Source organism: Rhodovulum sp. PH10 (assembly GCF_000293785.1).
In the GTDB taxonomy this organism is placed as follows: Bacteria; Pseudomonadota; Alphaproteobacteria; order Rhizobiales; family Xanthobacteraceae; genus Rhodoplanes.
Window position 1 is genome coordinate 36,110 of record NZ_AKZI01000007.1, and the last position, 25,061, is coordinate 61,170.

The following is a 25,061-nucleotide window of genomic DNA, read 5'->3' on the forward strand; positions in this document are numbered from 1 at the left end:
CCAACAAAAGTCCGACGTTGCCTCGGGGGTTTCGAGGCGGAGGGTTTCGCGGCAGCCGCCCGAAGAAGTCGGCCCCGTGCGAAAGATCACGCCTCTCTTGCGTAGGCCAGAGCCTCGCCGGTGGCAAGCGCCGGGGCCGCGTCGTTGCGCGCCTGCACGGCGGCGAGCGCCGCCTCGGCGATGCGGCGAGGCCGCTCGTCGAGCCCGCGCCATTTGGCCGCCCGGCCGCGTGGATCGATCTCCAGGAGTTTCACGCCGGCCGGCACCTCCAGCCCGTCCCTCACCACCCCGCGCAAAATGCCGTCCATCGGCGCTGCGATCACCGTGCCATCGAGATGGCCGATCGGAAAGCCGACGAAGACGCGCGCGCCGATCTCCACCGGGCTGCGCCAGCGGCCCGGCACCTTCGCATAGACGAAGCGTTCGCCGCCCACCCCGCCGAGCCGGCTGTGCACGCCGTCGGCGGCGTCGGTGGTGCCGCGGGTGACCACGCGGCCCGACACCGCGGGCCGGGTCTCCACCGCGATGTCGCAGTTCGCCCACACGCGAAAGCCCGGCCCGAGGCCGACGGTGACGCGGGCGAGATGGCGCAGATCCGGCGTCACCGCATGCTTGTGCATGCGGGCATCGACCAGCACGTCGACCGGGGCGTGCACCATCAGGTCGAGCAGGCCGAGCCGGGTCACCGCCACCGTGTCGGGCACCGCCAGCACCGGCGCGAGGTCGATCCAATGGTCGGCGCGCCGGCCGGACACCTCCTCCACCGCGACCGCGTCGTCGTAGAGCGCGTCGTGAAACGCCATGCCGCGCCGGATCACCGGCGGGTGCGGGTCGTGCGCCAGCACCACGGCGTGGCCGGCGCGATGCAGGAGCACCGCGACCGCGGAGGCGATCTCGTTGGTGCCGAGCACCACGGCGAGGGGACGGCGGCCGAACCGCGCGATTTTGGTCATGGTCGGATCCTCGGGCGGGCGGGAGCGCCCCGGCGTTCTCGTTGGGAAGAGCAAGCCGCAGGCCAGAGGCGGAGGACGCCGCGGCGCGCCGTCGACGAGCTGCCGCCGGGCCGGTGTCACGGCGGACCGGTCGGCGCGAAGCGACGGTCGTTCAACGGCTTGTGTGGGATTTGTCGGCTTTGCGCCGGGCCGGCCCCTCGCCCCGGCCGGGCGCCGTCCGCGCGGAGGAATGGGCCCGGCCGCGCCGCCTGTGCTGTATCCTACATGATACAGCTTTCGGCCTGTCGCAGTTGCGACAGGATGTCGGATGACGGCCACGGCCTGCAGATCGGCCCATACCGCTCGATCCCATGTCACTCACGACGAGCGCCGCCCCACCCGCTCGTTCCCGCGTAAGCAGGAACCCAGCGTTTCTTTTCCCGGCCTGGGCGTTTCCGGGCCCCCGCTTTGCGCTCGGGACTGCACGCATCGCCTCGAATGCAAGCGTCCGTCATGCGCGGGCTTCGACCCGCGCATCCATCGAAATCAAAAAACGTCTTTGTTTTCGGTGTGATGGATCGCCGGGTCGCGGCCTAGGCCGGCCCGGCGACGACGGCGGAGACCTCGGCGGCCGCCGCGACTTCAACTGAATACTGCGAGACCGACGACACGCTCACGCGGTCGCGTCGAGCCCGGGCGGGGCGTCGTCGGCGAGCGCCGGCACGACCGGCGCCGGCGCCACCACCGGCGCCACCACGATCCCGGCGGCCTCGAGCGCGGCGCGGGTGGCGCGGGCGACCGTCACGCTGGTCGGCTCGTCGCCATGGATGCACAGCGTGTCGGCGGCGACCGCCACCCGCCGGCCGCCGACCGAGGTGACCGCCCCCTCGAGCACGATGCCGACCGCCTGCCGGCCCACCGCCTCCGGCTCGGTCAGCACGGCGCCCGGCATGGCGCGCGGCGCGAGCGTGCCGTCGTCTTGGTAGCGGCGGTCGGCAAAGGCTTCGCGGGCGACCCGCAAGCCCTGCTCCTCGCCCGCCCGGATCAGCGCCGAGCCGGCCAGCCCGACGAAGACCAGCGCGGGATCGACCGCCTTGACCGCCCGCGCGATCGCCGTCGCATAGGCCGGATCGACCGCCGCCATGTTGTAGAGCGCGCCGTGCGCCTTCACGTGCGTCACCGGGCGGCCGACGCCGTGGGCGATCGCCTGCAGCGCGCCGATCTGGTAGGCGACCATCGGCTCGATGTCGGCGGGCTTCATCTCGATGCGGCGACGGCCGAACCCCCACAGGTCGTTGAAGCCGGGATGCGCGCCGATCGCGACGCCGGCGGCCGCCGCGAGCCGGCACAGCCGCTGCATGGTGACCGGATCGCCGGCATGGAACCCGCAGGCGACGTTGGCCGAGGTGACGATCTCCATCAGCTCGGCGTCGTGGCCGATGTCCCAGGCGCCAAAGCCTTCGGCGACGTCGGCATTGAGGTCGATGCGGGGACCGGAAGCGGCGGGCAGAACGGGGGCCGGGCAAAACACCATGGACGGGTCCTTCTCCAGAGCGCGCGGACGCGAGGGCCGGGCGGGCTTGCCGAGCCGCGCCCGACGCCGCTAGATGAACGCGAGGCACCGGTGCTTGTCGAGAGCGCCCGGGGCTTTTCACGGCCCGCCTCGCCGCAACGGACCTGCATGAAAAACGTTTCAGAGACCGCCCCCGCTTTGGCCGTGATCGCTCCGGGGCCACGCACCACCCTGCAGGATCTCGGACGGGCCGGCTGGCAGCGGCTCGGCATTCCGGTGTCGGGCGCGCTCGATCCGGTGGCGCTCGCCGCGGCCAATCTTCTGGTCGGCAACCCGCCTGAGACCGGCGCGCTGGAGATCAGCTTCCTCGGGCCCACCTTGCGTGTCGAGGCGGAGAGCGTGCGGATCGCCTATGCCGGCGGCGCCGCCTCGCTCGAGCTTTTGTCGTCGTCGTCGTCGGACCCCGGTGCACCGGCACGACGGCTGCCGCCGCTCGCCAGCGTCCGCCTCGTGCGCGGCCAGACGATCCGCATCGGCGGGCTGACCGGCAGCACGGTCGGCTATCTTGCGGTCGAAGGCGGTTTTGCCGTCACGCCGTTTCTCGGCAGCGCCTCGACCTTGCCGCGCGCCGCGCTCGGCGGTTTTTCCGGCCGCCCGATCGCCGCCGGCGATTGCTTGGCGCTCGCCGCCGCGGATGCCCCGGAGCGGACCGAGCTGACGCTGCGGCACCTCGACCTCGCCGCCCCCGAACGCTGCCGGGTGATGCTCGGCCCGCAGGCCGACCATTTCACCCCCGAGGGCATCGAGACCTTTCTCTCGACACCGTGGGTGGTGTCGCCGGCGACCGACCGCATGGGCATGCGGCTCGAGGGGCCGGCGATCGCCCATCGTGGAACTGTCGACATCGTCACCGACGGCATTGCGCCGGGCACGGTGCAGGTGCCGGGCAGCGGCCTGCCGATCGTGCTCCTGGCCGACCGTCAGACCACCGGCGGCTACGCCAAGATCGCGACCGTCGTCTCGGCCGACCTGCCGGGGCTCGGCCGGCTCGCGCCCGGCGCCACCGTGCGCTTCGAGCGGGTCGACCGCGCGACCGCGGTCGCCGCGCGCCGCGCGCTGATCGCCACCATCGACGGACTGAAAGAGAGGCTGGTGGAGGCGGCCCCCGCCGATCTCGCCGCGCGGCTTTCGAGCGTCAATCTGATCGGCGGCTTTCTCGACATGTGCGCCGGCCCCGAGGAGAGCTGATGCGCGCCGCACGCTCGCGAACCGCACGCTCGCCCGAGCGGCGATCCCCGGCGACGTGATAAATATCTGTATCGTGCAATCGATACGAAGTTTCCCGGAGCTTCACACTCTCTTCACCTCGCCTGCACTTTCTCATCAAGGCGCGGCGCGATCTTCTCACGTCCGGCGCGACACGCGCTGCGTTGCGCAGCCGCAACCGAGCGGCCGCGGCGACCCGAGACGCCGCACTGCGGCGACGCCGGCCGGTGCATTTCGCGATGCGCGCTCGCCGCGCGAACCGCTGCAGCGCACGCATATTTCGGCATCGCACCCGCTTTTTGCATTGCACGCATTCGCAGCGAACTGATCAGAACACCGTCACGCAGTGCAGCGACCATCGTGCATTCGACGGCACAACACATGGTCCGCTGCGGCACAAGTTGTGACGAGGCTTTGAAAGTCCTGTAATACAATGCCTTTTTACAATGCGGGAGAACCCGCCGGACGGAGGCCTGCATTTGCGGAACCCCCGAGCCGTGATCTCACGGGTTGTCCGTACGTTAGAAAATATGCAGCTTGTGGTGATTGATCCTGTCGGCCGTCAGTCCGTCGAGGTCGCGCACCCAGGGTTCGGCACCACTCCGACGGCTCCACTCGTTCCGGCGCCGGGTGCCGGAGACATCGCACGACGAGGGCTCGCAGGGCCGGCCCCATCGCCGAGGTACAGCATGAAACCTTTCGGATACGTCGCGGCCAAGGATTGCGAGCACGCGGTCGCGCTGCTCGCCCAGTACGGCAAGGGCGCAAGAGTGCTCGCCGGTGGCACCGACCTGCTCGCCGATCTGAAGTTCTCGCCGCACCCGCCGCCCGAGGTGGTGGTCGACGTTTCGCGCGTGAAGGAGATGAAGGGCATCTCGCTGACCGACGCGGGTCTGCGGATCGGCGCCATCACCACCCACGGCGAGATCATCGAGTCCTCGGTGGTGCAGCAGGTGATGCCGGCGCTGGCCGATGCGGCGGGCGTGATCGGCGCTCACCAGACGCGCAATCTCGGCACGCTCGGCGGCAACCTGATGACCTGCGTGCCGTCGATGGATTCCGGGCCGACGCTGCTCGCCCTCGACGCGCAGGTGACGATCGCGGGCCCCGCCGGCCGGCGCACCATTCCGCTGTCCGAGCTGTTCGTCGGCCCGCGCCGCACCAGCCTGCAGCCGGGCGAGCTGCTGGTCGACGTGCTGGTCCCGAAGGAGAACCTGAACAAGCCGACCGGCTTCCAGAAGTTCGGCCTGCGCAAGGGCCAGGCGCTGGCGCTGGTGAACGCCGCCGCCAGCGCGTGGATGAACGACGGCCTGTTCTCCGAGCCGCGGATCGCGCTCGGCGCGGTGGCGCCGGTGGTCATCCGGGCCCCGAAGGCCGAGGCCTATCTCGCCGGCCGCCCGGTGTCCGAGGAGGCGATGGCCGAGGCCGGCCGCATCGCCGCCACCGAGGCGAAGCCGATCACCGACTTCCGCGCCAGCGCGGAGTATCGGCGCGACCTGGTCGCCGTGCTGGTCAAACGCTGCCTGGTGGCCGCCCTCGGGCGTGCGACGCCGAACCAAAAGGAGCTCGCATCGTGAATGTGACCCTCACCGTCAATGGCGAGACCCGGTCGGCCGAGGTGCCGCCGGAGACCACGTTGCTCGTGTTCCTGCGCGAGTATCTGAACCTCACCGGCGCCAAGACCGGGTGCGACATCGGCGACTGCGGCGCCTGCACCGTGATTCTCGACGGCAAGGCGGTGAACGCCTGCCTGATGCTGGCCGCCCAGGCGGACGGCCGCGACGTGATCACCATCGAGGGGCTGGCGACCCGCGAGGGCCTGCATCCGCTCCAGAAGGTGTTCGAGGAGACCGGCGCACTGCAATGCGGCTTCTGCGGCCCCGGCGTGATCCTCAGCGCCAAGGCGCTGCTCGACGAGAATCCCGCGCCGTCGAAGCAGGAGATCCGCAACGCTCTCGCCGGCAATCTGTGCCGCTGCACCGGCTACGTGAAGATGATCGACGGCATCCAGGAAGTCGCCGAGACGATGCGGTCGGTGCCGACCCCCGCCCTTCCCGCCGCGAGCAAAGGTGAGCAGAAGCATGGCTGACGTTCTCGACGTCCTCGAAAAAGACCACGTCGCGACCGAGTCCCTTCGCCGGAGCGACCAAGCCCTCCGCCTGCCGGTGGTGGCGCCGCCGACCTCGCTGCCGCTCGACCCGCCGCTGGTTCCGCAGGTCGGCGAGCAGACCCACGCGGTCGGCCTCCGGGCGCAGCGTCCCGACAGCCGCAATCACGGCCTCGGCCTGACCCGCTACATCGACGACATCGCCCTGCCGGGCATGCTGTACGCCAAGATCAAGCGGGCCGGCATCTCCTCCGCCCGCATCGTCCGGATGGACACCAGCAAGGCGGAAGCCATGCCGGGCGTCCATGCGGTGCTGCGCGGCAGCGAGATCCCGACCAACGTGTTCGGCACCTCGATCGTCGACCAACCGCTTCTGGCCGACCCGATCGTCCGCCAGGCCGGCGACGGCGTGGTGGCGGTCGCCGCGGTGACCGAGCAGATCGCGCAAGCCGCGATCGACGCCATCGAGATCGAGTACGAGCCGCTGCCGGGCGTCTACGACGCGCTCCAGGCGCTCGAGCCGGGCTCCCACAAGGTGCATGGCGGCGACACCAACGTCTATGCCAGGAAGGTGATCCGCCAGGGCGACGTCGAGAAGGGATTTGCCGAGTCCGACCGGATCTACGAGGGCCGCTACTACACGCCGGGCATCGAGCACGCCCCGATGGAGCCGTTCACCTCGATCGCCGACTGGGACGCCAACGGCCGCCTCACCGTGTACGCCTCGATCGGGCGCATCACGCTGGCGCGCGTCGATCTCTCCCGCACGCTCGGCATCCCGATCAGCCGCATCCGGGTGATCGGCACCGTGGTCGGCGGCAATTTCGGCGGCAAGAACGAGATCCGTCACGAGCCGGTGCTGGCGCTGCTCGCCAAGAAGGCGGGCCGCCCGGTGAAGGGCCGCTTCACGCGGGTCGAGGAGTTCATCGCCAGCACGATCCGGCACGCCTTCTACATGGACTACAAGACCGGCGTGACCACGGACGGCAAGATCATCGCCCGCAAGGTGCGCATGGTGCTGGACGGCGGCGCCTACTGCTCGTTCAGCGAGACCACGCTCGGCAAGGCGTGCATCCTGTCGACCGGCCCCTACGTGATCCCGAACACCCACATCGAGGGGCAGGTCGTCTACACCAACAAGACGACGGCCGGCTCGATGCGCGGGTTCGGTGCCCCGCAGGTGTGCTTCGCCTACGAATCGCAGATGGACGACATCGCCCGCGATCTCGGCATCGACCCGATCGAGCTGCGGATGAAGAACTTCTTCCGCGACGGCTCGATGACCTCGACGGGCCAGGTGCTGCACAGCGTGAAGGTGGCCGAGTCGCTGCAGAACGCCGTGAAGAAGTTCGGTTGGGAGGTGCGGTGATGAAGCATCGCGGACGTGGCTTGGCCAGCATGTGGTATCCGGTGGGCTTCACCGGATACGCCAATCCGAGCGGCGCGGTCGTCAAGATCAACGAGGACGGCACCGCGGTGGTGCTCACCGGCACGGTCGAGACCGGGCAGGGCTCGCTCGGCGTGATGGCGCAGATCGCCGCCGAGGCGCTCGGCATCGCCCCGAACGACATTCACGTCGTCTCCGGCGACACCGACACCTGCCCGATGGACACCGGCGCGATCGCCAGCCGCACCACCTACATCACCGGCAACGCGGTGCGGCTCGCCGCCGAGCGGGCACGGGAGATGCTGTTCGACGTGGCGGCCGGCATGCTGCGGGTGAAGCCGGACATGCTCGAGGCCAAGGATCACAAGATCCAGGTGAAGAGCTTCCCGTCGCGCAACGCGGCGATCGGCGACGTCGCCTACAAGGCCTACAACGACGTCGGCACCCCGCCGATCGGCTCGGCCATGTGGAACCCGCCGATGATCCCGATGGATCCGGAGACCGGCCAGGGCAAGCCGTTCGGCACCTACGTCTATGCGACGCAGATCGCCGAGGTCGACGTCGACGACGAGACCGGCGAGGTCGAGGTGCTGCGGGTGACCGCCTCGCACGACTGCGGCGTCGCCATCAACCCGATGCTGGTCGAAGGCCAGATCGACGGCGGCGTCCACATGGGGCTCGGCTTCGGGCTCTACGAGGAGATCCTGTTCGACAAGACCGGCAAGCAGATCAACTCGAACCTGACCAACTACATCATCCCGACCACGCTCGACATGCCCGACGTCGACGAGGACATCGTCGAGAATTACGACGAGACCGGGCCGTTCGGGGCGAAGGCGGTGGGCGAGCCGAGCCTGGTGCCGACCGCGGTCGCCATCACCAACGCGATCTACGACGCGGTCGGCGTGCGCATCACCGCGTTGCCGGCGACCTCCGAGCGCGTGCTCGCCGCCATCAAGGCGAAGCGGGCGGCCGAGCAGAAGCAGATTCCGGCCTGACCGGAACCGACATTCGAGGCCGCGTCAGACGGCCGCTCTCTCGACTGGCGGCGCCGTGCGAACGGCGCCGTTTTTTTGTTCCCTGCGTCGGTCGGATCGAAGCGCACTCGTCCGCCCGCTGGTACGCAGCGCCGCGGGGCGAGCGCGCAGCGCCAGGAGGGGGCGAGCGCCCCGCGTTCATCCGCGCGGCGCGTCGTCCTCGCGCGCGCCCGTCAGCGGCGCACCCGAGGCCTGCCCACCCGCGCCCTGTCCCCCGGCGGCCGGCGCGTCCGCCGCGCCGGCATCGAGGCGGCGCAGCATGTCGGCGAGGAGACCGTTGACGCGCCCGAGATAGTCGGCGAGCGCGGCGCGGTCGGCCGCCGCCCAGGAGGCGAACAGCGCGCCGATCCGCTCGATCCGCACCGCCCGCATCTCGGCGGCGCGGGCACGGCCCTCGGCGGTCGGCTCGATCAGCGCGCTGCGGCGGTCGGCCGGATGGGCGACCCGCTTCACCAGCCCCAACGCCTCCATCGCGGCGACCTGCCGGGTGACGGTGGAATCGTCGAGCGCCAGCCCGGTGGCGAGCGTGGTGATGCTCGCCGGCCCGTCCTCGAGGCGCAGCAGCAGGAGGTAATGGGCGCGCTCCATCGGATAGGTGCGCTTGCGATTGATCGCTTCCAGCGCCCGCGCGAGAAAGGCGAACTCCTGCTCGAGCGCGCCGACCACCTTGGCGTCGTCGTCCGTCATCGCACCTCCTCGCCTCCCGCCTGGCTACGGCGGGAGAGCCGCGGGCTCCGGCAGGTCCGGGCCGCCCCGGCGCGCGTCGCGCGCGCCCTCCGGTTGCCTCGGCGGTTTTCCTAACGTGCCGGGCGGAACATTTCCAGCACCGCCGGGCCGGACGCGGCGCGGCACCGGGCGGAAACGCGAACGGCCGGGGCGTGCCCCGGCCGTGGTACCGTGCGCGACGGCGAGCCGGCGCCTCAGCGCTTGAGCATCGCGCTGCCGTACAGGCCGGTCGGCTTGATCAGGAGGATCAGCAGCATGATGGCGAACGGCGCCATCTGGGCGAGCGGCGCGTAGATCAGCGAGCCGATCGACACCACCTGCCCGACCAGGAAGGCCGAGACGAAGGTGCCCTTGATGCTGCCGAGCCCGCCGATGATCACCACCATGAACACGAAGGCCAGAATCTCGAGCCCCATGTTCGGATCGACCATGATCAGCGGCGCGTTGAGGCCGCCGGCGAGGCCGGACATCGCGCCGGCGATCACGAAGGTGAGCGTGAACAGCCGGTAGACGTTGATGCCGAGACCCTCGACGTGCTCGACGTCCTCGATGCCGGCGCGGATCGCCTTGCCGATGATGGTCTTGTTGAGGAACAGCCAGATCCCCCAATAGACCGCGATCGCGATGGCGATCACCACCAGGCGATAGATCGGGATCTCGGTGCCGAGCAGATTGATCTGCGCCTCGATCGGCACCTCGACCGGCCGCGGCACCAGGCCCCAGATCGCCTTGATGACGCCGATGCCGCCGATCAGGATGCCGAACGACGTGATCATCGAGAAGGTGATGTCACGCGCATAGATGCGCAGGAACACGAAGCGCTCGATCAGGAACGCCGTGAGGCCCGACACCGCGACGCCGGCGAGCACCCCGATCCACACGTTCCCGACCAGCGAGGAGATCGTGTAGGTGAGATAGGCGCCGATCGCGTAGTACAGCAGCTGATCGAGGCTGATGATGCGCATCAGGCCGAAGCACAGCGACAGGCCGATCGCCATGAGGAAGAAGATGCTGCCCATGCTCAGGCCGAAAATGACGCCGGACAGCAGGAGGTGAGGATCGATCATCGGCTTTCGACTCCAGCATCGGTGGTGGCGGGACCGGCGACGGCGGCCGGCCGCTCGCGCGACACGAGGCGCTTCAGCAACGGCTCGAGCGAGCCCCAGATACCCTTCTCGCCGGCCAGCATGATGAAGACCAGCAGGAAACCGATCACGAGCTCCCAGTTGCCGATCGCCTGGCTGATGAGATCCTTCATGCCGGTGTAGGCGATCGCACCCACCAGCGGCCCGTAGAGCGAGCCGACGCCGCCGAGGATGGTGACCACCACCGGATCGGCCGCCCGCGCCGCGCTGGTCATCTCCGGGCTGACGAAGCCGAGATAGACGGCGTAGAGCGCGCCGGCGAGCGCAGTCGTGGTGTTGGCGATGACGAAGGCGAGCAGGCGGATGTGGAAGTTGTTGTAGCCGAGGAAGCGCACCTTGTCGTCGTTGATCTTGGCGGCGAGACAGCAGGCGCCGAAGATCGAGTCGTCGAGATACTTGTAGAGCGCCCACACCAGGAAGGCGACGAACAGCGCGAACACGTAGAAGCCGGCCGGCCTCGTGATGTCGATCACCGGCGTCGGATCCATGTTGGTGAGGAACCACAGCCCGTCGTCGCCGAACGTCCAGTCCGCCAGCACCTTCTGCATCATGAAGAAGACGATGATGGCGAGCGCCAGATTGACGAGAGCAAAATAGTCGCTGCGCAATCTGACGAACAGCGGCCCGACGATCGTCGAGATCACGACGCCCGCCAGGATGCCCATCAAAACGCCGACCAACGGGTTGGTGCCGACGTAATAGAGATAGAAGGCGGTGCCGTAGGCGCCGATCGCGAGATAAGCGGGCTGGCCGAACGAGATGAAGCCGACCCGGCCGAGCAGGAAGTTGCAGCCGATCACGTAGACCGCGAAGATGACGATCTCGTTGTTGAAGGGCAGCGGAAGAAAGATGCGGAGCACGATCAGCAGCCCGAAGGCCACCAGCAACCCCGACCACCATCTGAGGACGTTCATTGCGGGATCCCTCTCTCGATCGCCCGTGGGCACACGCCACGGCGGGCGATCGCCGGAACGACGGCATCCCGTCGCCCCTCGTACACGCGGGTTCTCCCGTCCGCGGCGGATCGCCGGCACTGCCGGCTGCCGTGCGGACGGCGGCATGATCGCGTCAGGGCGACCTCGGTCGCCGAGCCGCGACGGTCTAGAGGTACGGCTCGCATTCCTCCGGCGTGATCCGATCGCGCTCGGTGATCTCCGCCACCATCCGTCCCTCGTTGAGGGCGTAGATCTTGTCGGAGATGCCACAGATCATCGGCAGGTTCTGCTCGACGATGATCAGCGCCGCGGTCTTCGAGATCTCGCGGAACACGTCCTTGAGATGCGACACGATCGAGGGCGCGAGACCCTCGGTCGGCTCGTCGACCAGGAGGAGCTTCGGATTGCCGAGAATGGCCCGGCCGATCATCAGCATCTGCCGCTCGCCGCCGGACAGATAGCCCGCCTTGCGGTCCATCAGCACCTTGAGCTTGGGGAAGAAGACGAGAACCGGATCCCAATTGTAGTCGCCGGAGGCGTAGCTGCCGAGCTCGAGGTTCTCCCGCACCGTGAGGTCGGAGAAGACCTTCTTGTCCTGCGGCACGTATTTGACGCCCATGTTGGCGATCGCGAAGGCGGTGCGGCCGATCAGGTCGACCCCCTCCGACTCGATGGTGCCGGCCTTGGGGCGCAGAAACCCGGCGATGCTCTTGAGCAGCGTCGACTTGCCGGCGCCGTTGCGGCCGACGCAGCCGACCACCTGGCGCTCCTCGACGGCGATCGAGATGTCGAACAGCACCTTCGATTCGCCGTAGGCGGCGTCGAGCCCGTTGACGGTGAGGACGTTCTTGCTCATGACGCGGCCGCTCCCGCTTCCTCGGCAGGTGTGGCGATCTGCCAGTAGCTCTTTCTCACCTCCGGATGCCGCAGGCATTCCTCGCACGGGCCTTCGGCGATCACCCGGCCCTCGTGCATCACCGTGAGGCGCTGCAGGAAGTCCTGGACGTGCGACAGCTTGTGCTCGACGATCAGGATCGTCTGGCGGCCGACATGCGCCCGCAGCACCTTGAGCAGCATCTGGATCTCGGACTCGGCGAGACCGGCGAGCGGCTCGTCGAGCAGCAGCAGCGACGGATCGGCCAGAATCGACATCGCGATCTCGAGCCGGCGCTTCTCGCCGAGGCTCAGGTTCTTCACGATTCTGTCACGAATGTCCTTCAGATCGAAGGTCTCGAGGATCTCGACGATCTTCGGATCGTTGCGGTGCCGCTTGCAGGTGTTCAGGAACAGCGACAGCAGCGACGGCTTCTTGTGGGCGCGGAAGAAGGAGAGTACCAAGTTGTCGACGACGCTCAGGCTGTCGAACGTCGCAGTGAGCTGGAAGGTGCGCATCATCCCGAGATCGACCCGCTTTTCGGGCGGCATCCGGGTGACGTCTTCCCCCTTGTAGAACACCTTGCCCTCTTCCGGCGGATAGAGGCCGGTGAGGATGTTGAAGAAGGTGGTCTTGCCGGCGCCGTTCGAGCCGATGATTCCCGCAACGTCGAACTCGCGCAGGACGAAGTTCACGTTGTTGACGGCGACGAGCCCATGAAACCGCTTGGTGACGCCTTCCGCCCTGATGATCTCAGCGCGCGGGTCCGTGTTCACGATGTCCCCCGTTTCTGATCACGGCCGGCGCACGCACGAGACGTGCGCCGGAGCGAGGAGAGAGGCGGGAAGCACCCGTCGTAACGATCTGATGACGAGACTTCCCGCCGTTGCGTCGCGCGGCTGATCAGTAGCCGAGCTCCTTCAGAGGCGGCAGGACTTCGTTTCCGCCCATGGCCCCCTCGACCGTGAAGAGGTCCCATTCGTTCTTCTGCTCGGCCGCACCCTTGCCCTTCACGAGGAAGGCCGCGTACTTGAAATCGGCCTGGTGGTCTTCACGCCACTTCGCCGGGCCCTTGACCGAGTCGAACTTGCCGCCGTCGGCCATCAGCGCCGCCGACACCTTGTCGGCATCGAACGACTTGGCATGCTCGTAGCCGCGGAACATCTCCATGTAGGCGATGTAGGCGATCGCCGCATAGGCGTCCGGCGGATAGCCGTACTTGTCGCGGAACAGCTTGGTGAACTGCGCCGCAGATTCCGCCACGGCCTTGTCCTCGAAACCGGACAGGTCGTAGTAGAAGTAGTGCATCGCGTAGACGCCCTCGAGGGCGGCCGGCGGCAGGCCCTTCGCCACCACGTTCGTGATGAACGCGTTGAAGATGGTCATCTCCTTGTTGAGGCCCATCTGCGAGGCCTGCTTGAGGAGCGCGACCGAGTCGGCGGCGAACTGGGCGGCGATGAAGACGTCGGGCTTGGCGGCCTTGACCTTCTGCAGGATGGTGGTGAAGTCCGAGGTGCCGAGCGAGGCCTCGTCGTAACCGACGATCTGCGCGCCGTACTCCTTGGCGGCGGCATAGACGCCGTCACGGATGTCCCAGCCCCACGAGTCGGAGCGGGCGAGGAAGAAGATCTTCTTCTTGCCGAGCTTCTTCACCGCGGCGGTGCCGGCCATGTAGCCGACCGTCCAGGGCGAGTAGGCGGCGGCGAAGGTCGAGCCGGCGATCTTGCCCTTGGTGAACGCTTCCTTCGCCTGCACGCAGACGGGGAAGTAGGGGAGCGGCTGACGCGACACGATCGCGTTGATCGCGTAGGCGAGCGGCGCCCAGGTCTGGCCGCCGACGCCCTTGACGCCCTCGGACAGCATGTAGCGGAAACGACGAACGCCGACATCGAGCTTGGACTCGTCGTCGGCGACCACACCCTCGACCTTGACCTTGCCCCACGGCATGTCGAGGCCACCTTTTTGATTGACGACGTCGACGGCGAGGAGCGCGCCCTGCTTCTGCGTCTCGGCGACCGCGGCGAACGGACCGGTGAGCGGCAGCAGGATTCCGACCTTCACGTCACTCGGACCGGACGACTGCGCCGGAGCGACGCCGGTTCCGAGAACACTGCAAAGCGCGGATATAGCCAGCAGACCCCATAGCCTCTTCATTTCGATTCCTCTCGGTGGACGATTGGGAGGTGGCGAACAGGGGGATTTTAAGGCCTTCTTCTTTCAATGGCAGCCCGAACCGGGCTTCGATCGTCCGCAATCGCGAGATATGCGGCAGTTTCTTTTTGGCTCGCTGCGTCGAGGCGCCGTTGCTCGTCGACCGGCACGTCGGGAGAACGAGCGTCGTCCCGGCGAGCGAGCGCCGGGCAGTCGATACGAGAAGGGAGTGAGGCCGGGCGGCCCCACTCCCCTCCGCGAAGATCAGACCTGGATCGACGGATGGTGCATGCCGGGGCGGCTGTAGTTGCCGACCGCCTCTTCCATGTGCTCCATCAGCGTGAACACGACCGGGCCGTCCGGACCGACCAGCACGTTCTCCTCGAGGCGCGTGGTCTGCTCGAGCAGCGGATGGCCGGCGAAGGTCTCGATCGCGAAGTACATGTTCTCCTTGATCTCGGCCGGCTGGCTGAGCGAGTAGGCGCGCGAGATCCACATGCCCTCGTAGAGGGTGATGCCGATCGAGTGGGCGAACTGCTGCAGGGTGACGGTGCCGTAGGTGTCGTCGTCGTATTCCGGGAATTTCGCGGCGACGTCGGCGGTCGAGTTGCCGGGCTTCAGCATCTCGATGCCGGCATACATGGAGTCGTAGGTCTGCTTGTAGAGATCGATCTCCTTCTGCGTCATCTTCGCCGCGCACTTGAAGCAGCGCACGTAGTCGATGAAGTAGCCGGACGGACCCACCGCGTTGATGTCGATGATGACGAGGTCACCCTGGCGGATGATCTTGTCGGTCGCCCACCGGCGATACGGCGAGGTGTTGCCGCCCGACGCCACGATGATGTCGTAGATGATCTCGCAGCCGAGGCGCAGCATCAGCTCGTGCACCTTGGCCTCGATCTGGCGCTCGGTGACGCCCGGCTTCAGCCACTCGTGCTTGATGTGCCACATCGCGGCGTCGCCGATGGTCGACGACTGCTTCAGGAGCTCGATCTCGTCGATCGTCTTGACGACGCGGGCGGCGGACATCGCCGGCCAGCCGTTGACGATGTTGATGTTGAACTTCCGGAAGGCGTCGAGCGACGGCATGTCGAGATTGTCGATGCCGACCTTCTCCTTCTCGACGCCGTACTCCTTGAGCACCTCGTAGATCGAGGCGACCATGCGCTCGGCCATGTAGGGAACGGCCGACTCGGCCCACTGCCAGGTCATCGCCGGGCGGATGCCGTCGCGCATCATCAGACCCGGGTCGTTGTTCGGGTCGATCTTGCGCTCCTTGGCGCCGGCGGCGATCGCGGCCGAGCCCTTCAGGCCTTCCGCGATGTTCGAGCCGCGCGTCTTGTGCATCCACGGCAGGTCGATGCGGGCGCACTGCATGTCGGAGCCGGCGGTCTCGAACAGGATCGGATCGCCGCCGCGCGGCAGCACCGCGTAACGGATGTTGATGTTGTACTTCCAGTTCCCCTGATAGGAGCCGGTGATGTAGCGGATGTTGGCGCCGGCATAGAGGACGAGGGCGCCGAGATCGTGGATCTCCATCTGCTCGCGCGCCTTCTCGAGACGCTGGCGACGGAGCCGCTCGTAATCGACGCGATACTGCCAATCACAGCCCTGGGCCGCATACACCCGGCGCGGCAGCTGATGATGCGGCTTGCCGAGAAATGCGTGGTCAAGTTCATAGCTCATGGAGCGCTCCTCGTTGGACCGACTTCGAGAGGAAGTGAGAAGAGAAACCCGTGTTGAGGGGGATGGCGAAGGAAGCCCGAACGCAAGTGATCCGAGCGGCGGCGATTATAGCGGGGCTCGGAGGGGAGGGAAGCGAACGGCGATGACCTCCGGACGGTGCTGCCCTGCAAATTTGGACGACGACCGCGCGACGAGCACGCATGGCTGAAGCGCGACGGCACGCGAGCACGCCGAACGCAGGTGCGAGACGAATCGTCTCGAACGGTTCACGAACCCTTGCCGCACAGTGACGAACCCTCGTGCCGCAGTGCGAACGAGGCATGCGGGTATGGCAAGGCGGCGCGCGCCGTACGCGTCGAGGCATGACGCCGGCGCGGGCCGGCTGGCATCTCGGCGGAGACGACGTTACAGTTCGCCGGCGCGGGTGAACGTCGCCGACGTTCCAACCAACAAACTGACACCGCAGGACGGTGCGATGACACGGATCCGCAGCGACCAGAGCGCGCGCGGCAAGCGCCGGAACGGCGCGGGCGGCGACGCAGCGGACGCGAGCGCACAGGAGGCGAGCGTGCCGGCCGCCGCTGTGGTGTCCCGCGCCGCACGGCCGCACGCCGGCGCACGGGCGGCGAAGGGCGCCGCGCACAAGACGCAGGAGAAGAAGACGCAGCAGAAGGCGCCGTCCGCCTCCAAGGTGTCGTCGCTGTCCGACCGCGCCTACCAGGAGATCAAGGATCTCATTCTCACGCTGTTCTTCCTGCCGGGGCAGTATCTGAACGAGGCGGCGATCTGCGACCTGCTCGATCTCGGCCGCACACCGGTGCATCAGGCGCTGCAGCTCCTGCAGGTCGAGGGTTTGGTCGAGGTGGTGCCGCGCAAGGGCGTGATCGTCAGGCCCGATTCGGTCGGCGAGGTGATCGCCATTCTGGACGCGCGGATTCTGGTCGAGGTCGAGCTGGTGCGGCGTGCGGTCGCGCATGCGACCCGCGACGACGTCGCGGAGCTCGGGGCGATTCTCGACAAGACCAATCGGCGTCACGGCGGTGGCTCGATCGACGCGTTCGTGGAGTCGGACCGCGCCTTCCACGTGAAGGTCGCGGCGATGTCGAAGAACGCCATTCTGGCCGATTTCGTCCGGCTGATGCACGAGCGCTCGACGCGGTTCTGGTATCTGCATTTGTGGCAGACGATCGACCTGTTCGCCGCCACCCGCGAGCATCGCTCGATCCTCGAGGCGATCGAGGCGCACGATGCCGAGCGCGCCGCCCGCGCGATGCGCAAGCACATCGACAGCCTTCGCGAGCGCCTCCAGCACATCAATCGTCACGCTCCGGCCCGCACCGCTCGCCCGGCCGCGGCTCACCCCGGCCGCGCCCGTTGACCGCCCCGCCGCGCAGTCTCGCCGGCGCGGATTCGACGTTACCGGCGGAGTGTTGGTCGCGGGTTGTGCCGAACGGTCGCTTTCGAGAAAATTGCCGGCCCGCCCCGCGGACGTTCCGGAAACCCTTTCGCCCGCGACGACACGAGGGCTCGAAACACCCGTTCGACGTCTCGCGCGGCCCGAAGCCGACCGGCCGATCCCGCCGACCTTTATCCGGGCCGAGTATCCGGCGTGATCGACGCTGGTATTTTACATGGGATCCGTAGTGAAAGGTCCACCCTGGGCCGGGGTACGGCCGGGTGTGGCAAACGCCCGGCGACCGGCGGCGTCTCTCGTCGTGCACCGAACGACGTCCGGGTGGCGCAGGCGCAGCGCAGGGCGGCCCGAATGCGCCCCCTCCCCCTTGCTGCGGCGGGCGGAAGCCGGCTAGACCCCGTGCGAGAGCTTTCGGCCGAAAACCTCGCCCGGCGCGAAACGCGCAGCCCGGCGACGGTCTCGACCCACCGAAACACCGCCGCGATCATGCGAGACATGCAAAACGCTCCGTTCGATCAGATCCGCTTCCGCGAGGCGCTCGGCCGCTTCCCGACCGGCGTCGCCGTGGTGACGGCGTGCGCCGCCGACGGCGAACCGATCGGCATGACGATCAACTCGTTCAGCTCGGTCTCGCTCGATCCGCCGCTGGTGCTGTTCAGCATCGCGCGTCGTGCCAAGAGCTTCGCTGCCTGGCAGGCGGTCTCGCATTATGCCGTGAACGTGTTGGCCGAGGACCAGGAGGCTTTGTCGAACCGCTTCGCCAAGGCGGGCCCGGATCGCTTCGCGGACCTCGCGGTCGAGGCCGGCCCGCACGGCCTGCCGCTGTTTCGCGGCGCGCTCGCAGTGCTCGTCTGCGAGGCCCATGCCCGCTACGACGGCGGCGACCACGAGATCTTTCTCGGCCGCGTCACCGCGCTGTCGACCGCCGAGCCTGCCGGCGGCGCACCCCTGGTGTTCTTCTCCGGCCGCTACCGCCGGCTCGCCGCCAGCGGCCAAGCCCATGTCGCACCAGGCGATTCGTTGTCTCCGCGGGGCATTCGGCGGAGCGCTGCGGACGGCGAGAGCGGCGGATCGGCGCCTGCGACATCTTGACAGGCACGGGGCTCGCTCCCCATCTCGACACAGTGTGTATTTACAGGAGAGTCGCTGCCCCCTGACGGGAGAGACCGGCCTCGCCGGCGCCGAAGGAGCAACCGCCCCGGAAACTCTCAGGCAAAAGGACCGTCACGGGACGTGAATCTGGAAAGAGGCGCGGCCGACCCGGAGCATATCGGGCGACCTCGTCCGCCGACGGGATAACACTCTCAGGCACCAAGACAGATGGGGCGCCGAGACGAGCCGAGCTTGTCGGGAGGCGCCCGTGTCGACATTCGACACAAGGTCGAAATCCCTTTCCAGGCGAAGCCACGCCGCTCCGAAGGCGCCGGCCGTGTGCGGTCCGCGCCCCTCCGGGACGATCGTCTCGGCCATCCATGTCCGGTCCGCCGCCCGCGCGGCGCCGAGCCCCGGCACGCCGTTGCCGGTGCGCGGTCGCCTGCGCCGTGCCGTTTCCCGTCAGGAGAGCCCATGAACGCCCCCGTCCGCACCCAGACCGAGACCCCAGCGACCGATTTCGCCCGCCGCCATGTCGGGCCGAGCCCGCGCGACGTCGAGGTGATGGTGGAAGCCGTCGGCGCCAAAAACCTCGAGGCGTTGATCGGCGAGGTGATCCCGCCGTCGATCCGGCTCGCCCGGCCGCTCGCGCTGCCCGCCGCGCTGTCGGAGACCGAGGCGCTCGCCCGCATGCGCGAGATCGCCGCGCAGAACCAGGTGTTCGTCTCGCTGATCGGCCAGGGTTATCACGGCACCGTGCTGCCGCCGGTGATCCAGCGCAACGTGCTGGAAAACCCCGCCTGGTACACCGCCTACACGCCCTATCAGCCGGAGATCTCCCAGGGTCGGCTCGAAGCCTTGATGACGTTTCAGACGATGGTGGCCGATCTCACCGGCCTGCCGATCGCCAACGCCTCGCTGCTCGACGAGGCGACCGCCGCCGCCGAGGCGATGACGCTGGCGCGGCGCGCCGCAAAGTCCAAGGCCGCCGGCTTCTTCGTCGACCGCAACGTCCATCCGCAGACGCTCGCGGTGCTGGAGACCCGCGCCGCGCCCCTCGGCATTTCTCTGGTGGTCGGTGACCCGGACAAAAACCTCGAGCCGGAGGCCGTGTTCGGCGCCCTCCTCCAGTATCCCGACACTTTTGGCGCGGTGCGCGACCCACGCGCCGTGATCGAGAAAGTCCATGCCGCCGGCGGCATCGCCGTGATGGCGGCGGACCCGCTGGCGCTGGTGCTGCTCGTCCCGCCCGGCGAGCTCGGCTGCGACGTCGCGATCGGCTCCACCCAGCGGTTCGGCGTCCCGATGGGGTTCGGCGGGCCGCACGCGGCCTACATGGCGGTCCGCAAGGGTTTGGAGCGCACCATGCCCGGCCGGCTGGTCGGGCTGTCGGTCGATTCGCGTGGTAACCCCGCCTATCGGCTCGCGCTGCAGACCCGCGAGCAGCACATCCGCCGCGAGAAGGCGACCTCCAACATCTGCACCGCCCAGGTCCTGCTCGCCGTGATCGCGGCGATGTACGCGGTCCATCACGGCCCCGAGGGCTTGATCGAGATCGCCCGCCGGGTGCACCGCCACGCCGCCGTGCTCGCCGCCGGCCTTCGCCGGCTCGGCGTCACCCCGCTGGCCGGGGCGATCTTCGACACCGTGACCGTGCCGGTCGGCGACCGTCAGGCCGACATTCTTTCTCGCGCGCGCGAGGCACGCATCAATCTGCGCGAGATCCCGGCAGGCATCGCCGGGCCGGAGGCGGCGATCGGCATCGCGCTCGACGAGACCACCGGCGAGGCGGTGATCGAGGCCGTGTGGCGCGCCTTTTCCGGCGGCGGCGCGCTGCGCTACGACGAGGTGGCCGGCACCGCCGACCCGCGGCTGCCGCCTGGCCTCGTGCGGACCTCGGCCTTCCTCGAGCACCCGGTGTTCCACAAGTACCGCAGCGAGACCGAGATGATGCGGTACCTGCGCAAGCTCTCCGACCGCGACCTCGCGCTCGACCGGGCGATGATCCCGCTCGGCTCCTGCACGATGAAGCTCAACGCCACGGCCGAGATGATGCCGATCACCTGGCCGGAATTCTCCTCGCTGCACCCGTTCGTCCCGGCCGAGCAGGCAAAGGGCTACGCCCTCCTCGCCGACGAGCTGTCGCGCATGCTGGCGGAGATCACCGGCTACGACGCGGTGTCGCTGCAGCCCAATGCCGGCTCGCAGGGCGAGTATGCCGGCCTTCTGGCGATCCGCGCCTACCACGCCTCGCGCGGCGAGGAGCACCGCACCGTCTGCCTGATCCCGGCCTCGGCGCACGGTACCAACCCGGCCTCCGCCACCATGGCCGGCATGACCGTGGTGGTGGTCGGCTGCGACCGCGACGGCAATATCGACCTCGCCGATCTGCGCGCGAAAGCGGCCGCGCACGCGGAAAAGCTCGCCTGCGCGATGATCACCTATCCTTCGACCCACGGCGTGTTCGAGGAGGCGATCCGCGAGATGTGCGAGACCGTCCATGCGAACGGCGGGCAGGTCTATCTCGACGGCGCCAATCTCAACGCCCAGGTCGGGCTCGCCCGGCTCGGCGACTATGGCGGCGACGTCAGCCACATCAATCTGCACAAGACCTTCTGCATCCCGCACGGCGGTGGCGGGCCCGGCATGGGACCGATCGGCGTGAAGGCGCATCTCGCGCCGTTCCTGCCGGGTGACGCCTCCCGTCCGGGAGCAACCGGCGCGGTGTCGGCGGCACCGCTCGGCTCGGCATCGATCCTGCCGATCTCCACCATGTACGTCCTGATGATGGGCGAGGCGGGTCTGCGGCGGGCGACCGAGGTGGCGATCCTCTCGGCGAACTACGTGGCGAAGCGCCTCGCGCCCTATTTCCCGGTGCTCTACCGCAACGGCAAGGGCCGGGTCGCGCACGAATGCATCGTCGATCCGCGCGCCCTGAAGGAGAGCACCGGGACGACCGTCGACGACATCGCCAAGCGCTTGATCGATTACGGCTTCCACGCGCCGACCGTGTCGTTCCCGGTGGCCGGCACGCTGATGATCGAGCCGACCGAGTCGGAATCGAAGGCCGAGCTCGACCGCTTCGTCGCGGCGATGATCGCGATCCGCAAAGAAATTTCGGCGATCGAGGAGGGGCGGATGGAGGTCGGCGCCTCGCCGCTCCGGCACGCCCCGCACACCGTGCACGACCTCGCCGACGACGACTGGTCGCGCCCCTACAAGCGCGCCGAAGGCTGCTTCCCGGACGGGGTCGACCGGCTCGACAAGTATTTTGCCCCGGTGAACCGGATCGATGCCGTTTATGGCGACCGCCACCTCGTGTGTGCGTGCCCGCCGGTTTCGGCTTACGGGGGATGATCGGCGAGCGGCGGAATACGGCGCTTCGCGCCTGTTCCGCCCTACTGCTTCGACTCCTGCCGCCGCCTCGTTGAACGAACCTCCATCCGTCCTCACCCTGAGGGTCGCCGAAGGCGGCGTCTCGAAGGGCGAGGACGGCCCCCGCGTCACGGCCTCATGGTTCGAGACGCGCTCCTGCGGAGCGCTCCTCACCATGAGGTCGGGCATCCATTCGGATGCGCGGCGGTCTCACGCCCGCAAAACGCCGCCGGTTCGCTTCGAAACCTCGGCGACGATCTTTCCGGCCACCGCCTCGATCTCCTGGTCGGTGAGGGTTTTTTCACGCGGCTGCAGGGTGACCGCCACCGCGATCGACTTCTTGCCGGCCTCGATGTTCTTGCCCTCGTAGACGTCGAACACCGACACGCCCGCGATCAGCTTGCGGTCGACGCCCTGCGCCGCCTTCACCAGGTCGGCCGCCTTCACGCCGTGATCGACGATGAAGGCGAAATCGCGCGTCACCGGCTGGAACGCCGACAATTCGAGCGCCGCCTTCGCCCTTGTGGCCTTGGCTTTCGGCTCGGGGATGCGGTCGAGCAAAATCTCGAAGGCGACCAAGGGCCCATCGAGATCGAGCGCGTGCAGCGTGCGGGGATGCAGCTCGCCGAACCAGCCGATTGTCAGCTTCGGGCCGATCTGCAGCGTGCCGGAGCGGCCGGGATGGAGCCACGACGGCCCGTCCGCCACCACCTGCACGCCGGCCGGCGCGCCGACCGCCGCGAGCAGCGAGGAGACGTCGGCCTTGACGTCGAACACGTCGGCCGGCGCCGCCCCCGCCCGCCAGTCGCGGCCGACCGCCTCGGGCTTTGCCAGCGCCCGGCGCACACCGGCGGCGGCGATCATCTGATCCTCCGGCCGGTCGCCGAGAAACACCTGCCCGACCTCGAACAACGCGACGTCGGAAAGGCCGCGCCGGGCGTTGCGCTGCACGGCCTCCAAAAGGCCGGGCACCAGGCTCGGCCGCATGTCGGACAATTCCGCCGCGATCGGGTTGGCGAGCGCGAGCGACGGCTGCCCGCCGCCGAACATCTCCGCCTCGCCCTTGGAGATGAACGACCATGTCACCGCCTCCACCAGCCCGCGCGCGGCGAGCGCGCGCTTCGACCGGCGGGTGCGCTTCTGGATCGTGGTGAGCACCGGCTTGCGGCCGCGGTCGTCGCGCGGAAAGGGGGTCAGCGGCACCCGGTCGACCCCGACGATGCGCACCACCTCCTCGACCAGATCGGCGACGCCGTCGACGTCCGGCCGCCAAGACGGCACCGCCACCTTGAGTGCCTTCTGGGTGCCGGCGACGAAGAAGCCGAGTTTCGTCAGGATCCGCTTCACCTCGGGGAACGGCACGTCGAGCCCGGCGAGGCGCGGCAAGGCCTCCAGCGGGAACTCGATCACCTTGTCCGGGATCGGCGGAGTGCCGACCACCACCGCCTCCGACGGGGTGCCGCCGCACATCTCGGTCACCCATTGGGTGGCGAGATCGAGCCCCGGCGCCATGAAGGCGGGGTCGACGCCGCGCTCGAAGCGGTAGCGCGCATCGGTGACGATGCCGAGCCGGCGGCCGGTGCGGGCGATGTTGATCTCGTCCCACAGCGCCGACTCGATCAGCACGTCGGTGGTGTTCTCGTCGCAGCCCGACAGTTCGCCGCCCATGATGCCCGCGAGCGACTCGACCCCCGCCTCGTCGGCGATCACGCACATCGTGTCGTCGAGATTGTAGGTCTTTCCGTCGAGCGCGAGCAGCGTCTCGCCGAGCCGGCCGCGCCGCACCGTGAGGTTCCCCTTCACCTTGGCGGCGTCGAACACGTGCAGCGGGCGGCCGCGGTCGAACGTCATGTAATTGGTGATGTCGACCAGCGCGTTGATCGGGCGCAGCCCGATCGCCCGCAGCCGGCGCTGCATCCAGTCCGGCGACGGGCCGTTCTTCACGCCGCGCACGAGGCGCAGCGCGAAGGCCGGGCACAGCGAGGGGGTGTCGCCGAAATCGAGCGACACGCTCACCGGGCACGGGAAGGCGCCCTTGACCGGCGGGATCGGCGCGCTCTTGAGTGTGCCGATGTCGGCCGCCGCGAGGTCGCGGGCGATGCCGGACACGCCGGTGCAGTCGGCCCGGTTGGGCGTGAGATTGATGTCGATCACCGGATCGGCGAGATGTGCCCACTCGGCGTAGCGGGCGCCGACCGGCGCGTCGGCCGGCAGCTCGATGATGCCGTCGTGATCGTCGGAGAGGCCGAGCTCGGCCTCCGAGCACAGCATGCCGCGGCTCTCGACGCCGCGGATGCTGCCGACCGCGAGCGTGATGTTCTTGGCCGGAATGTAGGTGCCGGGCGGCGAGAAGACGCCCTTCATGCCGGCATGCGCGTTCGGCGCGCCGCACACCACCTGCACCGGCTTGCCGTCACCCGCCGGGCCGAGATCGACCATGCAGACGCGCAAGCGGTCGGCGTTCGGGTGCTGCTCGGCCGAGATCACGTGCGCGATCACGAAGGGGGCGAGCAGCTTGCCCTTGTCCTCCACCTCCTCGACCTCGAGGCCGATCATGGTGAGTTTTTCGACGATCGCTTCCAGCGAGGCGTCGGTGTCGAGATGCTCTTGGAGCCAGGAGAGGGTGAATTTCATGATGTACGAGCCTTGACGAGCAGCGCGGCAGCAAGCGCTCGGCGGTGAGAGTCTTCCAGCTTGTTCAGGACGACGATGGCGGCGGCGGCCTGTTCCACGAGAGCTTCGGTGTCGGCGAAGTACTTCCCGAACGGTGCCGGGCCATAGTCGGCTTGCTCTCGCTCCTTCTGGAGAAGCACGAACGCCACTCCGAAATTCGCGACTTCGGCGGGAAAGGCCGACAGCTCCTTCGAGCTCGTCAGAACGGCCTTGGCGCCCGTGTGGGTCACGCCCCTGTAGACCCGCTCCCAAGCCTGGGACTTGTGATGGATGCTACCGATGACGGTGTCGGCGCAAAGACGACACAACGCATGGAAGACGGCGTAGTACGCACTGCTCACGGCGCGACGCATGAACGCTTCGCGCGGCCGCTTTCCGGTGCGCCGGCAGAGATCCCTCGCAACCGTCAGAAGCCTGTCCTCGAGATCGAGCGCGCTCATTCGGGCGCGCCCTCCTCGTCGTAGCCCGTCGCCTCGTCCTCCGGACGATGGGTGAGATAAGGAAAGCGCTCCTCGCCCGCGTTCTGGAGCTCCCGCCGCAAGATCGCCAGCGTCCGGTTGAGCACCTCCCCGCTCGGAAGTGCGGAGCCGGACTTGTACGTCGCGGTCATGAAGAGCGCATCGTCCTCGTCTTGGTCCTTGCCGGTCGAGACGACCACGTCGTCGAAACCGTAAGCGGCGAGCTGTGCGGACAAGGTCTTCCGAGTGAGCTTCTTGACGTCGTCGAGAGTCATCGAAGTCTCCTTGCC

21 protein-coding genes and 2 riboswitches are annotated in these 25,061 nt (G+C 68.4%); of the genes, 8 read left to right on the forward strand and 13 right to left on the reverse strand.

Going from position 1 to position 25,061, the window contains the following annotated elements; translation table 11 throughout:
* Nucleotides 1–86 precede the first annotated feature (86 nt).
* Nucleotides 87–953 (reverse strand): xanthine dehydrogenase, encoded by an 867-nt coding sequence (locus A33M_RS00980; protein ID WP_008382531.1) that lies wholly within the window; start codon nt 951–953, stop codon nt 87–89.
* A gap of 652 nt (nt 954–1,605) precedes the next feature.
* Nucleotides 1,606–2,466 carry a LamB/YcsF family protein gene (locus A33M_RS00985; protein WP_008382532.1) on the reverse strand — a complete coding sequence of 287 codons (861 nt, stop codon included), beginning with the start codon at nt 2,464–2,466 and terminating at the stop codon, nt 1,606–1,608.
* 147 nt (nt 2,467–2,613) lie between these two features.
* Between A33M_RS00985 and A33M_RS00990 the strand changes: the two genes are divergently transcribed.
* The gene (locus A33M_RS00990) at nt 2,614–3,693 is read left to right on the forward strand and encodes a biotin-dependent carboxyltransferase family protein (RefSeq protein ID WP_040618771.1); all 1,080 of its coding nucleotides are present in this window, start codon (nt 2,614–2,616) and stop codon (nt 3,691–3,693) included.
* 113 nt (nt 3,694–3,806) lie between these two features.
* Here A33M_RS00990 and A33M_RS23610 read toward each other — a convergent pair whose 3' ends face one another.
* Nucleotides 3,807–4,070 carry a hypothetical protein gene (locus A33M_RS23610; protein ID WP_157223276.1) on the reverse strand — a complete coding sequence of 88 codons (264 nt, stop codon included), beginning with the start codon at nt 4,068–4,070 and terminating at the stop codon, nt 3,807–3,809.
* Between the two features lie 330 nt (nt 4,071–4,400).
* Between A33M_RS23610 and A33M_RS00995 the strand changes: the two genes are divergently transcribed.
* Genes A33M_RS00995 through A33M_RS25290 form a run of 4 tightly spaced genes read left to right on the forward strand, consistent with a single transcriptional unit; the run spans nt 4,401 to nt 8,203 of the window.
* Nucleotides 4,401–5,288, forward strand: coding sequence for an FAD binding domain-containing protein (locus A33M_RS00995; RefSeq protein WP_008382534.1), 888 nt, complete (start codon nt 4,401–4,403; stop codon nt 5,286–5,288).
* Nucleotides 5,285–5,800 (forward strand): (2Fe-2S)-binding protein, encoded by a 516-nt coding sequence (locus A33M_RS01000; protein WP_008382535.1) that lies wholly within the window; start codon nt 5,285–5,287, stop codon nt 5,798–5,800. The genes A33M_RS00995 and A33M_RS01000 overlap by 4 nt, the downstream gene beginning before the upstream one ends.
* Entirely contained in the window at nt 5,793–7,187 is a 1,395-nt protein-coding gene (locus A33M_RS25285; RefSeq protein ID WP_052026790.1) for a molybdopterin cofactor-binding domain-containing protein, read from the forward strand. The genes A33M_RS01000 and A33M_RS25285 overlap by 8 nt, the downstream gene beginning before the upstream one ends.
* 20 nt (nt 7,188–7,207) lie before the next feature.
* Nucleotides 7,208–8,203, forward strand: a complete 996-nt coding sequence (locus A33M_RS25290; protein WP_337459996.1) for a xanthine dehydrogenase family protein molybdopterin-binding subunit — start codon at nt 7,208–7,210, stop codon at nt 8,201–8,203.
* A 177-nt stretch (nt 8,204–8,380) separates the two neighbouring features.
* Here the strand turns inward: A33M_RS25290 and A33M_RS21980 are convergent, their stop codons facing one another.
* From A33M_RS21980 to A33M_RS01045, 7 genes are all read right to left on the reverse strand, one after another.
* On the reverse strand, nt 8,381–8,929 hold the full coding sequence (locus A33M_RS21980; RefSeq protein WP_008382538.1) for a MarR family winged helix-turn-helix transcriptional regulator: 549 nt from the start codon (nt 8,927–8,929) through the stop codon (nt 8,381–8,383).
* A 233-nt stretch (nt 8,930–9,162) separates the two neighbouring features.
* The gene (locus tag A33M_RS21985; protein ID WP_008382539.1) at nt 9,163–10,035 is read right to left on the reverse strand and encodes a branched-chain amino acid ABC transporter permease; all 873 of its coding nucleotides are present in this window, start codon (nt 10,033–10,035) and stop codon (nt 9,163–9,165) included.
* Complete coding sequence (locus A33M_RS01025; protein WP_040618775.1) at nt 10,032–11,027, reverse strand: branched-chain amino acid ABC transporter permease; 996 nt, start codon at nt 11,025–11,027, stop codon at nt 10,032–10,034. Before A33M_RS01025 ends, A33M_RS21985 begins: the two co-directional genes overlap by 4 nt.
* 187 nt (nt 11,028–11,214) lie before the next feature.
* On the reverse strand, nt 11,215–11,904 hold the full coding sequence (locus A33M_RS01030) for an ABC transporter ATP-binding protein (protein WP_008382541.1): 690 nt from the start codon (nt 11,902–11,904) through the stop codon (nt 11,215–11,217).
* Nucleotides 11,901–12,698 (reverse strand): ABC transporter ATP-binding protein, encoded by a 798-nt coding sequence (locus A33M_RS01035; protein ID WP_008382542.1) that lies wholly within the window; start codon nt 12,696–12,698, stop codon nt 11,901–11,903. Before A33M_RS01035 ends, A33M_RS01030 begins: the two co-directional genes overlap by 4 nt.
* Before the next feature lie 127 nt (nt 12,699–12,825).
* Entirely contained in the window at nt 12,826–13,983 is a 1,158-nt protein-coding gene (locus A33M_RS01040) for an ABC transporter substrate-binding protein (RefSeq protein ID WP_008382543.1), read from the reverse strand.
* Nucleotides 13,984–14,337: 354 nt separating this feature from the next.
* Nucleotides 14,338–15,759 (reverse strand): M24 family metallopeptidase, encoded by a 1,422-nt coding sequence (locus A33M_RS01045; protein WP_008382545.1) that lies wholly within the window; start codon nt 15,757–15,759, stop codon nt 14,338–14,340.
* Nucleotides 15,760–16,234: 475 nt separating this feature from the next.
* Between A33M_RS01045 and A33M_RS01050 the strand changes: the two genes are divergently transcribed.
* The 3 genes from A33M_RS01050 (at nt 16,235) to gcvP (ending at nt 21,622) form a co-directional block, all read left to right on the forward strand.
* Nucleotides 16,235–17,137 carry a GntR family transcriptional regulator gene (locus A33M_RS01050; RefSeq protein WP_192814076.1) on the forward strand — a complete coding sequence of 301 codons (903 nt, stop codon included), beginning with the start codon at nt 16,235–16,237 and terminating at the stop codon, nt 17,135–17,137.
* 531 nt (nt 17,138–17,668) lie between these two features.
* Nucleotides 17,669–18,265: a flavin reductase family protein gene (locus A33M_RS01055; RefSeq protein WP_083850243.1), complete on the forward strand. Its 597-nt coding sequence runs from the start codon at nt 17,669–17,671 to the stop codon at nt 18,263–18,265.
* Between the two features lie 55 nt (nt 18,266–18,320).
* Nucleotides 18,321–18,407: riboswitch (glycine riboswitch) on the forward strand.
* A gap of 3 nt (nt 18,408–18,410) precedes the next feature.
* Nucleotides 18,411–18,495, forward strand: a riboswitch (glycine riboswitch).
* A gap of 244 nt (nt 18,496–18,739) precedes the next feature.
* Nucleotides 18,740–21,622 (forward strand): aminomethyl-transferring glycine dehydrogenase, encoded by a 2,883-nt coding sequence (gene gcvP / locus A33M_RS01060; protein ID WP_008382550.1) that lies wholly within the window; start codon nt 18,740–18,742, stop codon nt 21,620–21,622.
* 228 nt (nt 21,623–21,850) lie between these two features.
* Here the strand turns inward: gcvP and pheT are convergent, their stop codons facing one another.
* From pheT to A33M_RS01075, 3 genes are read right to left on the reverse strand one after another with little or no spacing between them, the layout of a single operon-like run.
* Nucleotides 21,851–24,274 carry a phenylalanine--tRNA ligase subunit beta gene (pheT, locus tag A33M_RS01065; protein WP_008382551.1) on the reverse strand — a complete coding sequence of 808 codons (2,424 nt, stop codon included), beginning with the start codon at nt 24,272–24,274 and terminating at the stop codon, nt 21,851–21,853.
* Complete coding sequence (locus A33M_RS01070; protein WP_008382552.1) at nt 24,271–24,753, reverse strand: hypothetical protein; 483 nt, start codon at nt 24,751–24,753, stop codon at nt 24,271–24,273. Before A33M_RS01070 ends, pheT begins: the two co-directional genes overlap by 4 nt.
* Nucleotides 24,750–25,046 carry a hypothetical protein gene (locus A33M_RS01075; RefSeq protein WP_008382553.1) on the reverse strand — a complete coding sequence of 99 codons (297 nt, stop codon included), beginning with the start codon at nt 25,044–25,046 and terminating at the stop codon, nt 24,750–24,752. Before A33M_RS01075 ends, A33M_RS01070 begins: the two co-directional genes overlap by 4 nt.
* Between the last annotated feature and the right edge of the window lie 15 nt (nt 25,047–25,061).